Source organism: Gulosibacter chungangensis (genome assembly GCF_008831155.1).
Classification (GTDB): Bacteria; Actinomycetota; Actinomycetes; order Actinomycetales; family Microbacteriaceae; genus Gulosibacter; species Gulosibacter chungangensis.
Genome location: NZ_WBKB01000004.1, coordinates 68,433 through 83,758, shown reverse-complemented (window position 1 = coordinate 83,758; position 15,326 = coordinate 68,433). Strand labels below are relative to the sequence as shown.

At 61.9% G+C, this 15,326-nt stretch carries 11 protein-coding genes; 4 read left to right on the top strand and 7 right to left on the bottom strand.

Features of this window, described 5'->3' with window-relative positions; translation table 11 throughout:
• Window positions 1-159: 159 nt before the first annotated feature.
• A complete protein-coding gene (locus tag F8O05_RS15170) occupies window positions 160-1,602 on the bottom strand; it encodes an IniB N-terminal domain-containing protein (RefSeq protein ID WP_192497080.1) in 1,443 nt (480 codons plus the stop codon).
• A 355-nt stretch (window positions 1,603-1,957) separates the two neighbouring features.
• On the opposite strand from F8O05_RS15170, the gene F8O05_RS07585 reads away from it, so the two are divergent.
• Both F8O05_RS07585 and F8O05_RS07580 read left to right on the top strand, forming a co-directional pair.
• Entirely contained in the window at window positions 1,958-3,157 is a 1,200-nt protein-coding gene (locus F8O05_RS07585) for an Hsp70 family protein (protein WP_192497079.1), read from the top strand.
• Window positions 3,158-3,159: 2 nt separating this feature from the next.
• Window positions 3,160-5,085: a LuxR C-terminal-related transcriptional regulator gene (locus tag F8O05_RS07580; RefSeq protein ID WP_225735808.1), complete on the top strand. Its 1,926-nt coding sequence runs from the start codon at window positions 3,160-3,162 to the stop codon at window positions 5,083-5,085.
• Window positions 5,086-5,127: 42 nt separating this feature from the next.
• Here F8O05_RS07580 and F8O05_RS07575 read toward each other — a convergent pair whose 3' ends face one another.
• The gene (locus F8O05_RS07575) at window positions 5,128-7,950 is read right to left on the bottom strand and encodes a helix-turn-helix transcriptional regulator (protein ID WP_158052148.1); all 2,823 of its coding nucleotides are present in this window, start codon (window positions 7,948-7,950) and stop codon (window positions 5,128-5,130) included.
• 227 nt (window positions 7,951-8,177) lie between these two features.
• On the opposite strand from F8O05_RS07575, the gene F8O05_RS07570 reads away from it, so the two are divergent.
• Window positions 8,178-9,257, top strand: a complete 1,080-nt coding sequence (locus tag F8O05_RS07570; protein WP_158052147.1) for an ABC transporter ATP-binding protein — start codon at window positions 8,178-8,180, stop codon at window positions 9,255-9,257.
• A 74-nt stretch (window positions 9,258-9,331) separates the two neighbouring features.
• Here F8O05_RS07570 and rlmB read toward each other — a convergent pair whose 3' ends face one another.
• The 4 genes from rlmB to F8O05_RS07550 all read right to left on the bottom strand — a co-directional run bounded on the left by rlmB (window position 9,332) and on the right by F8O05_RS07550 (window position 13,726).
• Entirely contained in the window at window positions 9,332-10,315 is a 984-nt protein-coding gene (gene rlmB, locus F8O05_RS07565) for a 23S rRNA (guanosine(2251)-2'-O)-methyltransferase RlmB (RefSeq protein WP_158052328.1), read from the bottom strand.
• A gap of 2 nt (window positions 10,316-10,317) precedes the next feature.
• Window positions 10,318-11,715 carry a cysteine--tRNA ligase gene (gene cysS, locus F8O05_RS07560; RefSeq protein ID WP_158052146.1) on the bottom strand — a complete coding sequence of 466 codons (1,398 nt, stop codon included), beginning with the start codon at window positions 11,713-11,715 and terminating at the stop codon, window positions 10,318-10,320.
• 49 nt (window positions 11,716-11,764) lie between these two features.
• Window positions 11,765-13,042 carry a 2-C-methyl-D-erythritol 4-phosphate cytidylyltransferase gene (ispD, locus tag F8O05_RS07555; RefSeq protein ID WP_158052145.1) on the bottom strand — a complete coding sequence of 426 codons (1,278 nt, stop codon included), beginning with the start codon at window positions 13,040-13,042 and terminating at the stop codon, window positions 11,765-11,767.
• Window positions 13,043-13,243: 201 nt separating this feature from the next.
• Window positions 13,244-13,726 (bottom strand): CarD family transcriptional regulator, encoded by a 483-nt coding sequence (locus F8O05_RS07550; protein WP_158052144.1) that lies wholly within the window; start codon window positions 13,724-13,726, stop codon window positions 13,244-13,246.
• 194 nt (window positions 13,727-13,920) lie between these two features.
• Between F8O05_RS07550 and F8O05_RS07545 the strand changes: the two genes are divergently transcribed.
• Complete coding sequence (locus F8O05_RS07545) at window positions 13,921-14,526, top strand: hypothetical protein (RefSeq protein ID WP_158052143.1); 606 nt, start codon at window positions 13,921-13,923, stop codon at window positions 14,524-14,526.
• 96 nt (window positions 14,527-14,622) lie between these two features.
• Here the strand turns inward: F8O05_RS07545 and F8O05_RS07540 are convergent, their stop codons facing one another.
• Window positions 14,623-15,306 carry a response regulator transcription factor gene (locus F8O05_RS07540; RefSeq protein WP_158052142.1) on the bottom strand — a complete coding sequence of 228 codons (684 nt, stop codon included), beginning with the start codon at window positions 15,304-15,306 and terminating at the stop codon, window positions 14,623-14,625.
• Window positions 15,307-15,326 lie beyond the last annotated feature (20 nt).

The window sequence follows — 15,326 nt, the reverse complement described above, 5'->3', positions numbered from 1 at the left end:
CCTCGGCAGATGCCACGATTTGGGGTGCGAGAGCTGTGAAGAAGAATGCTGTACCGGGGCGACATTCGCTGTTGCTCCGGTACAGCATTCGTTCTGCGCGTGTTGGCTCCGCGTTGAGCGTGCCCTCACACTACTGGGTTGGTGTCCAGTCTGGTGAGACTAGCCGCCGATCTCGACATCAACCTCGTTGTTGCTGAGCACATCGTTGTTGCTCTGGTAGTTGTAGTCGTTGTTGTTGCTCTCGTAGGAGTACTCGTTGTTCTCGTACTCCCACTCGAACTCTGCTTCAACCGAGTTGTCCTGGAAGGAGTCCTCGATCTCAACGTCAACCTCGGTGTTCGTCGAGTTGTCGTTGAACGAGTCTTCCAGCTCTACCTCTACCGAGTTGTCGGTGTTGAACGAGTCCTCAACCTCAACGTCAACCTCGGTGTTCGTCGAGTTGTCGTTGAACGAGTCGTCGACATCAACATCAAGGTTGGTCGAGTTGTCGTTGAACGAGTCATCGATCTCAACATCAAGGTTGGTGGAGTTGTCGGTGTTGAACGAGTCTTCGATGTCAACCTCAACGTTGTTGCCCGAGAAGTCACCGTTGTTCTGGTTACCACCGATGTTGGTGGAGTTGTCGGTGTTGAACGAGTCTTCAACATCAACCTCAACCGAGTTGTCGGTGTTGAACGAGTCCTCGTTGTTGTTCGAGTTGACGTTGTTGTTCGAAGCAACGGTGTTGTTCGAGTTGTGGTTCCAGGTCGCATTGCCCGAGTTGTCGCCGTTGTTCTGGTTGCCACCAACGAAGGTGTTGGTGTTCTCCGAGAGGTCGACCCCAACATCCCCAACCGTGATCGACTCGTCGTGCGTGAGCGTCACGGTGTTACCCGAGTCGGTGTTGTTGTTCGAGTTGCGGTTGGAGGTGTAGTCGCCACCGGCCACAACGCCGCCGTCCTGTGCCACGGTCTGGTTGCTGCCGAGCGCGAGGTTGCCATCACCGTTGTTCTGGATCACGTCGCGGCCAGCTGCCACGGCGTCGCCTGAAGCGACAACGTTGCCGTGACCGACCGCGTTGCCGTCGCCGACCACGATCGGGTCCTTCGCGAAGACATCGCCGGTGACCGCGAAGCTACCGTCGGTCGCAAAGGCCTGGGTGACCTCGTCAGCACCCCAGATGTTCTGGATGATGCCGCTGTTGTCCCAGTTCACTACGGAGACGTTCTGCACGAGCTGCTGGATGAGCTCCGAAGGCTCCGGCTGTCCGCCACCGTGGTGACCACCGCCGCCACCACCGTGGTGACCGCCACCGCCGCCACCGTGATGGCCGCCGCCACCGCCGTGGTGTCCGCCACCGCCGTGGTGTCCGCCACCGCCGTGGTGTCCGCCGCCACCTGCGTGACCACCCGCGTTGTTAGCACCGGACTGGTTCACCTGGATGAAACCGTTGGTTGCGTTGGTGATGAGAGGGGTAATTGCGTCAACATCGGCGCAAGTGATGTCGTCAAGGCCGTTTGCCGACAGCACCGTGTCGGGGTCAGCCGAGAATTCTTCTGACTTCACCGGGTCCCCCAGCAGGCTGAGGATGAAGCTCAACAGATCAGCAGTTGTAGTTGCCATGAGATTTCCTTTCCCAAGAAATCCGAGATCGAATTTTTCGATTTCGGCACTTTCGAGACTAGGAACCGAAATACCCACCCCACCACGGGGCACCGCCCCCTGCTTTTCTCCCTAACCACCCATTACAGGCTCACTCCGAGGGTGAGGTGGACTAGGGGACCGATTAGGGGATTCAAGACTTTTGAGTTGCAACAGCTCTGCGGCTTCAGCAATCTTTGCTCGCTCCCTGCGGGTTACGCTTCGGACTGTTACCGGGTCGCAATAAACAAAATCGCTATAGGGGATTCGCGCAGCACGATCGTTCGCGCGATTGCAAATGATGGTGGGAGACAACGTGGTCGGAATAGAAGTAGGGGTGTCGAAAGTCACCTTCAGCAATGGTGAAGTCGCTTCCATCAACCAAGATTTCCCGCGGGATCTACTGATCCGCGTTGCGGACGATCTCCCCTATGTCACGGTCACCGAAGACCGTGCCGAACTTTACCCCGCGCACGAGATGTACGCATCCGCCGTCGGCGAAGCCCTGGCTGTTGAATCAGTGGATGCGCCGGCGGATTTTCGGGCCGCAGTCGCGGTTCCCGGCTGGTGGACGCCGCGGACCCTCGCCCGCGTCCAGGATGCGCTCCGCGCGCGTGGCCTCGATGTGCTGATGGTCAATGACGCCGAAGCCGCAGTGGTCGAGTATCAACGGTCTACCGAACCGCTCCCCAGCACGGTGGCCGTGGTGGGTCTGCGTGCAAGCCAAGTGAGTGCTGTCGTGGTGAAAAACTGCAACACTCGCCCAACCGCACTCACCAGTCCGGTTCTCGTCCACAACGAAGGCGGCGATGACCTCGACGTCGCAGTACTCCAGCATGTTCTCCAAGGTCTCGCTTCCGACGGCTACACCGTTGATCCCACCGACCCGGACGTCTTAGCCGCCGCACGCGCCTCGCTCGCTGACTGCCGTGCCCTGCGCGAGTCGCTCTCGCTGTCCGTGACGGAATCCATGCAGCCCGAATTTCCAGAGACAACGCCGCGGCTGCGGATGGTCCGCAGCGAGCTCGAGGAACTCGCAACCCCATGGGCAGATACTGTGGTCCGCACCGTCGGAGCCGTCCTTGAGCAATGTGCGGCACCAATCGAGGCGGTCCTGCTCATGGGCGGACTTGCCAATATGCCTCTGATCAGTCAACGGCTCTCCGCAGACCTCGGGCTGGAAGTCTATGTCCCAGACGACCCGACGCTGATCGTAGTGCGCGGCGCAGAGCGGCTCCTCAACGCCCAACCGATGACTGAACTCACCGAATCAGAGCACCACGCAGAGCCCGTACGGGAGCCAGAGACTGGCACCTTCTGGAAACTCATTCGAGATCGTGTCTCGCAGTGGACCGGGCCCGTGCAAACCGCGGTGCCACAAGGCGAATCGAGTGTCGCCCCGGCCCCGGCCCCGGCCCCGGCTCCAGAAGAAGAAATGGACACGCTCTTGGACCCCGCCGCCACACACGAACCCATCGGCACCCCCGATACGAGTTGGATTCCAACCACCGCGCGGAATGAAAGCCTGGTTCGATAGTGATGAGTTCGCAGGACACCCTCCCGAAAAGTCATTTTGCGCAGCGCACTGAGGACCGTGAGCAAGAGGTTGACACGCTGCTGATGCACATCGCGGTTTCGTGCCCCTGTGATGCCGCAGAACTGTCCCGCAGAATCACCCGCGCAAAGGCTGCAATTCACGAGGATCTCACGCAGCTGATGGCAAGTGGTGACGTCTATTTCCACGATGGCGCACTGCGCGCCGCCGCCGCCTCGAGAATCATCGCGTCCGCCCCGGCCGAACAACTCCGTGAAATTCACGACCAAATTCTCGCCGAGATCGAATCAGGGGCAGCGTCACGCACCGCCACGCTCGTGGCGCTCGCAGAATCGGGCTGCACCGATGAGGCGCTACTGCGAGCGCTCATCGAAGCCGTAAGCGAGCATCCGGAGGATGCGCTGGCGATTGGGGCACTGACCACGGTGGCCCGTGCCCGCGGGAACTGTGATGAGGATGTCCGCGTGATGACGGCGACTCACGCGGCATACCGAGGCCAGACCGAGCAGGTACTGTCGCTCACCGACGGTTTGTTGGCTACGGCGTCTCCCGAAGTATTCGCGGAAGCCGGTGCACTTGCCGCCGCCGCGCTCATTCAAAGTAATCGTCTCGAGCGCGCGCTCGCCGTGTATCGGCGAATCGGGGCAGAACGCATCGGGTTCAATGCCGCCTGGGCGGTCGTTGCCGCCATCGGCAAGGGCGATTTGGCCGCGGCCCGGCATTGGCGTTCGGTACTCGGCAATGACACCCTGACGAATCATGAGTCCGGCCTGGTCGACCTTGCCGACGGCATCCTCAATACCGTATCCGGCAATGGTGATGGTGCCTTGGAATTACTGGCGCGGTCGGTGTCCGCACTGGCGCCGCTGGGCGAACATGTGCTGCTGCCAGAGAGCCCGGCCGCGTTAGCCGCCATCGTCGCGATTGGCCGGGGCGACCCCGCCACCGCCCAGACGCTCCTCGACCGCGCCCTCAAGGCAAACCTTGGTGGTGCCTGGGGCCGAACGCGTCATCTCTTGTTGAGTTCCTGGTCGCAAATGGTGCAGGGGCAGGTGGATGCCGCGGAAGCCACGCTCGCCAAGCTCCAAGCAGTCGAAAACCTCAGTGACCGCGATCGTCTCTTCCATTTGTGTTTGTTGGCAGGCATCGCACGACGCCGCACGGATCTCACCGCAATGCGGGATGCTTGGCAAGCCTTGCGAGGTCACACCTTCGGAATTTCACTCACGCTTTTTGACCTCCTCCCACTCGGGGAAATGATGGTGGTTGCCGCAAGACTGCGTGATTCGGAGCGTGCGGAAGAACTCGCACTGCGTGCACAGTCAGTTGCGACTGGGCTCCACGAACCGATCGTCTGGACGGCACCGTTCCACTGGTCCGGAGTGCAAGCCGCGTTCCAAGCCAATGCACCGGCCACCCTCATCCCGCATGCAAATGCATTGGTCGCGGCGAGACAAACCAGCACCTACGCCGCAACCCTTGCCAGTGCCGGCCAGACTTGGCTACAGGTGCTTCGTCGCGAGGCTAATTTTGAGTCCGTCGCAATGAGCGCGAAGGCACTCGCAGAACACGGCCAGGTGTGGGATGCGGCCCGACTTGCAGGACAAGCCGCCCTGCAGGAGCCGGAACGCGAGGGGGCGCTCTCGCTCATGCAACTCGCGCGCGAGATCAATAAGGCACAGACCGGGAACGGCGCGACACCACGACAAACCACGCAACTGACCAGTCGTGAGCTGGAAGTCGCTCGACTGGTCACCGAGGGGCACGGCTATCGGGCGATCGGTGAGCAGCTGTTCATCTCGCCCAAGACGGTGGAACACCACGTCGCGCGGATGCGAAACCGTCTCGGTGCGGCAAGCCGCGGCGAACTCCTCGCAAAACTCCAGGAGATCATCGCGGAATTGGAGTAGCGCCCACCCGAGATTGAACCCTGGCCAGAGCATCCCAGAAAGCTATTCTTTGCGGGGTTCACCGATCAGTCGCGCGACTTCTGCGCGGGAGGACAGCCCCAGCTTTCGCAGAATATTTGAGATGTGCGACCGCACCGTGGCCACGGAGACCACGAGCGAGTCTGCGATCTGCGGGTTCGAGCGCCCCTTCGCGAGCTGTTCGGCCACTTGGCGCTCGCGTTCGGTAAGTCGATCGAGTAACCGCTGTGCCTCGGGATGCCGTGTCGATCCACCGCTCACGGAATCTGCCAGCTCGCGTACCCGAGGCAGGTAGCCATCGGCACCAATACCCGCCAATATCGCGGTGGCCGAGTGCACGACCTCTTGCGCCTCGGCGTCTTCCCCCTGCTGCGCCAAAAAGCGTCCATAGTCCGCGAGCGCGAGCCCGTGTTGCAGCGGGTAGTTTCGATGTTCCACGGCAGATTGGAAATGCCAACGAGCCGTCTGCAGGTCGCCTTCGGCCTGTGCAAGCCTGGCGTTCAGCCAGTCGAGCGAGCCCCAGTATTCCTGCCATTGCTTGCCGCGCCATTTCCCGAGTTGCGCAATCAGGTGTTGTGCTTCGGCAACCTCACCATGTTCGATGAGAGCAAGCGCTCGATAAGTGAGGAACCCGTGCTGGGTGCTGCGGAAGCCGCGGATTGCTTCCGGCGAAGTGAGCCGTAATGTTTCAGCATGATCGCCGCGCACTCGGGCAAGCTCGCATTCGGCGATCACACCAAGATCTGGGCTGTAGCCTTCCCAATCGATCTCGCCGTAGCGCCGCGCCGCTTCCACGTAGAAGTCGGTGTCCTCGTGACCGGCAATCGCCGAAACCATCAGTCTTAGGGCGGCCCAGCCGAATCGTGTTTCCACATCGAGCGCACTATGCGTCACAGCTTCGGTGAGTTCCATCAGTTCAACCGCAGCCCGCAATTCCCCGCCGAGGATCATGCAGTGCCCGAGTATGACACGGGCAGTGCCTGCTGCCCAAGGTTCCCCCACCCGCTCGAGTATCTCCACGCTCTGTTCCGCGGTAACCCTCGCCAAATCAGCACGGCCGATGGCCACTTGCGCACCGGCGATTGCGACGAGCGCATCTACCTTAAGCGGACTATCGGGGGTACGGTCGATCCGAGCGATGAGCGCGGGCAATCGTGCGATGACCGCATCTAAATCACCCTGCTGTTGATCTTGCACCATCGAATAGCAATCGAGCACGAGTAAGCGACCGTCCCGATCCACCATCCAGGCAAGCCGGGAATCGGTGAGTTCTTCCCCGCTCGCCGGAGCCGCGGCCACGAGGGTACGGGCCCGTTCAATCAGCCCTGGAACGGCCGAGGTGTCCGCTTTGCGCATGCTGAGCAGCACCACCATGAACGCAAAGAACCCGAGGATCGTCGCTTCATCGGCATTCGTTGGCGCCGTGGCCAATATTTCTTTCATCGCGCGAGGCGAAACCTCTACCCCAACGCGGTGTGCCGAGAGGATCTGTGCGAGTAAGTGTCGCAGCAGATTCGGTGGCTGTTGCTCGATATCTGGCAATAAATCCAACACCAGATAGCCGGTCCTTGCTTGCAGGTGCAATAACGCAAGCGTCTCGACGAGTTCAATTCGGGCAGCAGGTTCGGTTACCAGCTTGAGTGCGGCGCGGAGTACCTCATTGGCACTGCCAAATTTCCGCTCGCTCGCGGCCACACTGGCGTACCGCCGCACCTCGGTCTGAAGCTGCGCATCCCAGTGCGTTGCGCCAAGCAGCCGGTGCCGCAGCGAACGGTAGCCATCGGTGACCTCTGCAAGCGCACGGTAGAGCGCGCGAGCACGTTCGGGAGCCAGGGATTCCGAAATCGCCTCCGCGAGGAGCGCATGCCGAGTGTGAAAGTGTTCCTCGTCATGCGATTCTGTGATCACTCCCGCTTCGATTGCCCGGTCAAGGTGTACCGGCTCATCGAGGATCTCCGCCGCCGCTTCGATCTGTGTCCGGGTGAGCACATGGCCGGCGACAGAGATGAGTTCCGCCGTGGCTTGTGACGCCCGATCAAGCCCCTTAAATTCGCGCAGCAGCGGACCGTTCGCCTCGTGACCGACTCGTGTTGGTGACTGCCAACCGAGTTGCAACTGTTCAACATCCTGCGGGGTCAAGCCGGACACGATGCTGTCGATCTCGAGAAAGGAACCTTCTGTCTCGTCGACAATTTGCTGGGCGATAGCCGGGCCCACGACCGCACCGTGGCGCTCGGCGATGAGGCAGCTAACGGCGTGCGCATCCAGCGGCCCTAAGTGGATGCTGGTGTCGAGATGGCTGTCGGCTACCAGTGCCTGTAGAAATTCACCGAATGACCCCGACTCATGCGGCGTGCGGGCGCTGAAGGCGAGGAACATTTGGCGCCGGGTGATGCGTGGGATCAGATAGCGCAGGACCCGATGCGACTGATGATCAATCCATTGCGCATCGTCAATCAGAAACACCCGGCCGGGATGGCTGCCATTGCCGAAGAGTCGCCGGATGCATTCCCGGGCAACAGCGATCGGGTCGGTCAAGGAACCGGGTTCGAAATACCAGTCGGTGACCCCGCTCGCGGCAACGATGCGCTCAATGAAGCTATAGGGCTCACCGACCTCAAATTCATCCGCGTGTACGACCACGAGTGACCAGCGACCATCATCGAGGGCTGCCGTACGCAGTTCACGCAGCAGACAGGTTTTCCCCATCCCCGCGAGCCCCTCGATGAGCACAGTCATTCCGGCTTGTTCCTGCGCCTGCCGCAACGCTTCCACGGCCCATTGGCGGCGCTGTTGCACCGGTGAGGCCGAGTGATTCTTGACCGGATTGGCGGACGAATGTGCCAATGTCCCTCCTCGCCAACTGCTCGTCACGTACCGTTTGTGCAACCAACGCGCCGCTGAAACGTGGTCGGTCGCAGAATTGCCTTCAACCTAATCGACGCTGGTTCGCAAATATCTCAATCCACGTTCATTTTCGCGAAAGACTGCACCCCGAGCCAAAAATCATCGAGGTTTACTTCGCGTTGTTTCGCTATGTGTCGGCCTGCGTACGGGGACTACGATTGCTCTTCATGGCAACAGTGACTTTTCGCGGTGTGACCCGTCGATTCCATGGCACGACCCGTAACGCCGTTGACCGTTTTGACCTTGAAATCGGGGACGGTGAGTTCCTGGTGATGGTGGGACCATCCGGTTGCGGCAAGACGACCACGTTGCGGATGCTCGCGGGGCTCGAGCCCGTCGATAGCGGTTCGATTCACATCGGCGAGCGAGACGTCACGAATGTGCCGCCGAAGGATCGCGACATGGCGATGGTCTTTCAAAGCTACGGCCTCTACCCGCACATGACGGTGGAACAAAACATCGGCTTTCCGCTGCGCACCAGTGGCATGCCCAAGGCCCAGCGTGCAGTGAAGGTACGCGAGGCCGTGGACCTGCTTGGACTGGGCGAGCTACTGCACCGCAGGCCGGGCGAACTTTCTGGCGGTCAACGCCAGCGCGTGGCGATGGGCCGCGCGATCGTCCGCGAACCGCAGGTTTTTCTAATGGACGAACCCCTGTCGAACCTCGACGCAAAGCTGCGCGTGCAGACCCGCACGCAGATTGCCTCCCTGCAGAATCGACTCGGCGTCACCACGGTCTATGTCACCCATGACCAGACCGAGGCAATGACCATGGGCGACCGAATCGCCGTGCTCAATCACGGCAAACTGCAGCAGGTTGGTGCGCCGCAGGAACTCTACGACGCCCCCGCCAATGAATTCGTGGCCAGCTTCATCGGCTCCCCCGCCATGACGATCTGGTCTACCCGGTTGCGGGGCGGGATGCTCGATCTCGGCGGTGCTTCGACTCGGGTTCCCGACACGGTCGCGCAACTCGCGGGCGACCGCGAGGTTCGCGTGGGGCTTCGCGCCGAAGACTTTGCGGTGGCAGCCGACGGTGAAACCGGGCTCAGGATGCGCGTGGACCTCGTGGAGGAGCTCGGCAGCGACGGCTATCTCTACGGGCGTGCCGCACTCCCCGGCGGCGAGTTGCCACTCACCGTCCGGGTCGATGGACGTCATCACGCCCAGATTGGCGACACGGTGACCGTGCTTCCCAATACCCGGCGGCTGCACCTCTTTGATGCCGCCACCGGTGAACGCCTCTGACGCGCAGGGCCTAGAGCGCGGGGCCTAGAGCGAAGTGCCCAGGGCGCGGGCGGCAGGGCGCGGGCGGCAGTGCGCTACTCAGCGGCGGCTTCCGCGCGCAGCTTCGAGACCTCATAGAGGGTGACCGAAGCGGCGATACCGGCATTGAGGGATTCGGTAGCCGAGTCAATCGGAATCGATACGATCGCGTCGCAGTGCTCGGCCACGAGTCGCGAAAGACCCTTGCCTTCGGAGCCAACCACAACAAGGAGCGGTGAGGTCGCCAAATCGAGGCCGGGCAGCGACACGTCGCCGTCTCCGTCGAGACCGATCACAAACACCCCGGCTTCCCGGAAGGCCTTCACGGTATTCGTCAGGTTGCCCGCGAGCGCTACCGGTAGGCGCGCAGCGGCACCGGCCGAGGTCTTCCAGGCCGAGGCTGTCATCCCCGCGGCCCGACGCTGCGGCACGATCACACCGTGACCGCCGAATGCCGCCACCGAGCGCACAATCGCCCCGAGGTTACGCGGGTCGGTGATCCCATCGAGTGCCACAAACAGCGGTACTTCGGCACGCGAGACGGTTTTTTCGAGGAGCTCGATCGGGTCGGCGTACTCATAGGCGGGGACCTTGAGCGCAACCCCCTGGTGCACGGCGTCGAAGGGCACCATGCGATCCATTTCCTGTCGGGTGACCTCCAGCATCGGGATATTGCGCTTTGCGGCAAGTTGCACGATCTCGCGCATCCGATCGTCGAGGTCCGCACCCTGGGCAACAAACACCGTGGTCGCCGGAATATTGGCGCGTAGGGCTTCGAGCGCCGAGTTGCGACCGGTGACGAGCTCGACATCGCTAATCTGCGAGCTGCGGCGCTGCTGCGGGCGACGCTGCGGCTGCTTTTGGCCGCTTCCGGCCGCCTCCGCAGCCGCGCGACGACGACGGTCCTTAGCCCAGTGCCGGTCCGCCGCCTTCGGGGTCGGTCCCTTGCCCTCGAGCGCCTTGCGCCCGTGACCACCGGTGCCCTTAAGCGGGCCCTTCTTCTTGCGGTTGCCCGTTGGGCGCTTACCACCAGTACTCATACTCATACACTCCAGTGCGACCCCTGCGGGGTATCTTCAATCGTTATTCCCGCGGCGGCCAGGGCATCTCGGATGCGGTCAGCGGCTTCCCAGTCGCGCGCGGCTCGCGCCGCCGCTCGCTGTTCAAGCAGCCCGCTGATCAGTGAATCCAGGGCGGGTTCGAGCGCTGAATCGCTCGCGGAAGAATCTGCCCATTCATCGGCCTGCGGATCAACACCAAGAATACCGAGCATTCCGCGAACTGCCGACGCGAGTTCCTGAACGCGCCCCGCATCCTTAGCCTCAATCCCCTGGTTTCCCTCGGTGACGGTCTCATGCACGACTGCGAGCGCCTGCGGCACACCAAAGTCATCGCGCATCGCGGCCACGAACGGTTCGGGAAGCGCAGTCGCCGGGGTCGGTACGCTCCCGACGAGGCGAGTGGCGCGTGCGAGGAAGTTCTCAATGCGTTCGAAGGCCGCTTGGGCTTCGGCATAGGCTTCCTCGCTCAACTCGATCGTGGAGCGATAGTGCGCCGAACCGAAGAGGTAGCGCACCACAATCGGCCGCCGGTCGCTGAGCAACTCCCCCACCGAGACCACATTGCCGATCGACTTCGACATCTTGGTGCCGCCGAGGGAGACCAGCCCGTTGTGCAACCAGGTGCGCGCGAAGCCATCCCCCGCGGCGCGCGACTGCGCGAGTTCGTTCTCGTGGTGGGGAAAGCGCAGGTCGCGCCCACCGCCGTGAATATCAAACTCGGTGCCGAGGTACTTCGTCGACATGGCCGAGCACTCAATGTGCCAACCCGGTCGGCCTCGCCCCCAGGGTGAATCCCAGGCTGCCGACTCGGGTTCCTCGGCTTTCTTCCCCTTCCAGAGGGCGAAATCTTGCGGTGAACGCTTCCCGCGCGGGGCGCCATCCTCGGCGGCGACCATGTCGGCGGGTCGCTGATGGGTCAGCTCGCCATAGTCGGTCCAGGATGCGGTGTCGAAATACACCCCGTCATCGGCGACATAGGCGTGGCCCCGGTCGATGAGTCGGGCGATGATCGCCTGCATCTCCGGGATCGCGCCGGTCGCGCGCGGCTCATAGGTCGGCGGTTGGATGCGCAGGGTCGCGTACGCCGAGGTGAACTCGCGTTCGATGCGGTACGCGAGTGCCCACCAGGGTTCGTGTTCGGTGGCGTTTGCGAGGGTCTTGTCATCAATGTCCGTGACATTGCGCACGAGCGTAACTCGATACCCTTCGTGGCGGAACCAACGGCGAATCTGGTCGTAGACCAGTGCCGAACGCAGGTGACCGACGTGCGGCGAGGACTGCACGGTTGGTCCACACACGTACATCGATACCTCACCTTCGCGGAGAGGGACGAAATCCACGTACGTCTGTTGGCGGGTGTCGTAAAGGCGCTGACTCACGCCTTCCATCCTAGGGTCGCGAGCCGGGATCTCGCCGCGCACCCGCCAGTTATGGGCGCGCGGCGGTCGAAGTGGATGCCGGCACCGCCACGAGTGCGGTGGCGATTGCGAAGACACCTTCGTTGCGACCGCTGAAACCAAGGCCGTCAGAGGTGGTTGCGGATACCGTCACCGGCGCGCCGATGGATGCGGAGAGCACCGTTTCAGCTTCCCCCACACGCTCTGCAAATCGCGGCCGGTGGCAGACCACCTGCAGACTCACGTTCTGGATCCGGCAGCCTTTCGTCGCGAGCAGCTCCCGCGTCGCCTCGAGAAAGACGGTGCCGTGGACACCCTGAAATTGTGGATCGGAAGTCCCAAACACCGAACCGATGCTCCCGAGACCCGCGGCCCCCAGCAGTGCATCCACCATCGCGTGACTTGCGGCATCGCCATCGCTATGCCCCGAGAGCCCCCGCTCATTCGGAAAGTGGATGCCGGCGAGCCAGCACGGCGCGCTGACATCGAAGGCATGCGCATCAGTTCCGACACCGACCCGCAATTCGCCGGGGCTGGGGGCGGGCCCGGGAGCGACGGGGCCGGGAGTGACTGGTCCGGAAGCGACATTGCCGCGCTGCCGCGCCAGCAGCTCCTCCGCCTGCCTGAGGTCTTCAGGACCGGTGATTTTGAAGGCGGATGCCTCGCCCGGCACGATTTCTACGGTGCCACCAGCTGCGGCGAAGGTTGCCGCATCATCCGTGGTCTCCCCCTCGCCAGCCCGATAGGCCGCGAGCAATTGCGAAAAGGGGAACCCCTGCGGCGTCTGCACCACGCGAAGGAACTCGCGGTCCACGGTGTTGACGACGCGACCGGTTGCATCCACCTGCTTGATCGTGTCGATCACCGGCAACCCCGGCACGATCCCGTGCCTAGTTGCACGCACCGCCCCGGCAATTCGAGCAAAGAAATCAGGCGAGGCAAGCGCGCGGGCGGCATCATGCACGAGCACGATATCGCAGTGCTCGGGGAGCGCCGCCAAGCTCGCGCGCACCGATTCGTGGCGACTATCACCGCCGTCGACGATAGCGGTCGCGGCCAGTTTCTCCCCGAGTGGTACGAGCTCATGCTGTGCCAGTTCTTCGGCCATTGCCCGGGAGGATGCATCGCCCGGCGGTACGGCAATCGTCACGGCCACGCGTCCGGGCAGACCCGTGAGACTGCGCAGTGCATGCGCCAGTATCGGTTCGCCGGCGAGGGTGACGAACGCCTTCGGAGTTCCGAGCCCGAGACGCGTTCCCGAACCCGCGGCAACGATCACGATTCCAGTGCAGGGCGAGAGTTCACTCATACCGGCAAGCTTCCCACAGCATCCGCCTACCCAAGCAAGGCTGCGCACGAATGCTCCAAACCGCATCTAAAGCATCACGCCCGCGATAGCTTGGGCACAGGCACGAAAAAGCCGAGTGGCCCGCCGCGATCTGCGGCAGCCACTCGGCTAATAACTCAGTGACTCGAACTCATCGAATCACGCTCAGCGAGTCAGGCTCAGCTAGGAAGCGAGTACCTCGTCGAGGTGCTCATTTGCGGCATCCTCGCTGGTCTCCTCGGCAAGTGCGAGCTCCGAGACCAGCACCTGACGTGCCTTCGAGAGCATCCGCTTCTCGCCAGCGGACAGCCCCTTGTCCTGATCGCGACGCCACAGGTCGCGAACAACTTCCGAAACCTTAATGACATCGCCCGAGGCAAGCTTTTCCATATTCGACTTGTAGCGACGCGACCAGTTGGTCGGCTCCTCGGTGATCGGTGCTCGCAGTACGTCAAACACCTCTTCGAGGCCCTTTTCGTCGATGACGTCACGCACCCCAACAAGTTCAACGTTGTCAGCCGGAACTTCAATGGTGAGATCGCCCTGAGCTACGTTGAGCTTCAGATAGGTCTTCTCCTCGCCCTTGATAACTCGAGTCTTGACTTCTTCGATCGTTGCCGCACCGTGGTGTGGGTAGACGACAGTCTCTCCGACCTCAAACTTCATAAATAGTTCCCCTCACTTACGCAGATTTGTCTATTCTAGCACGGATTAGTGCTAGGATTTCGCGCCGCACAATGAGGCAGCAGAATCACGCAGCGTGCCAAAGCCACTCACGCAATCGGCTAGGCTTGAGGAAGATTTGTTATTCGCGAGTTGTCAGCTCCGACAACTCGGACCGTGACCAGGAGGCCCCTGCAGTGAAGATCCGCGCCGTTGCCGCAGCCGCGCTTGCCCTCGCCATCGGCGTTGGGCTGACTGGCTGCAACATGATCAGCCCTCAGCGTACGGAGATGCAATACGACGCGAGCGACGGTGTCAGCGCTGACCTCGGCGGAGTTTCTGTGCAGAACGCTCTGCTGCTGACCACCGAGTCGGTCGACGAGGCAAACTTCGTCTTCACCGCAGTCAACCTCACCAATGCCGAAGCGACCGTAACCGCACAGGTCGGCGCATCCTCGGTAGAGAAGACCATCGACCACACCATCAACAACAGACTCGTCAAGGTTGGCTTTGGTGAGAGCGGGTCGGAAATTGTTTCGGGCGACTTTGTGAGCGGCTCGACCTTCGAGGTGACCTTCACCTCCACCTACACCGACGACGAGGGCAACACCCAGACGGCCGAGCAGACCGTGATTGTTCCCGTGCTCGGGTCGGAGATTGCCGAAGGCGTACTCGGCGAGTACGCCACCCTCCTGCCGGAAGCCACCGAGCCCGGGTTCACCGAGACGGAAGAAACCATCGAAGAAGAGGTCGGCGAGGACGAGGGCGAGCAGGAACAGCTCGACACCGAAATCCAGCCCTAAGCGCTCCTGAAGACACCAATAGCTCGGCCCCAACGATTTCTCGTTGGGGCCGAACTATTTTCCACTCGGCTGTTTTCCACCCCGTGTGGGTCGGCGCTAGCCTTCGAAGCGGTAACCCAGGCCGCGCACGGTCATCAGCAGTCGCGGTGAGGATGGCGTCAATTCGATTCGCGAACGGATGCGCTTAATGTGCACGTCGAGAGTCTTCGTGTCGCCGTAATAGTCGGGACCCCAGACTCGGTCGATCAGCTGACCGCGGGTCAGCACCCGCCCAGCATTGCGCATCAGGAATTCGAGCAGCTCAAATTCCTTCAGCGGCATCTGCGTCAGCTCTCCCCGCACCACCACGGTGTGACGGTCCACATCCATCCGAATGTCATTGACTTCGACGATGCCATCGTCTTCTTCCTCTTCGACCTGCTCGGCGCGGCGCAGTACCGCCCGCACGCGAGCCAGCAGCTCACGCGTCGAATAGGGCTTGGTCACGTAGTCATCAGCGCCGAGTTCAAGACCGACAATGATGTCGACTTCGGAATCCTTCGCCGTCAGCATGATGATTGGCACATTCGAGGTGGCTCGGATGCGCTTGCAGACTTCGGTGCCCGGAATCCCCGGCAGCATCAGGTCGAGCAGAATGAGGTCTGCCCCCTCCCGCTCGAACATCTCGACCGCATCGTTACCGTTTTCGGCCACCGCGGTTTCGAATCCTTCGCGGTTGAGGAGGAAAGCGAGTGGTTCGTGGAGCGAGGATTCATCCTCAACAATCAAAATTCGAGTCACAGAGCTATTGTGCATACGTA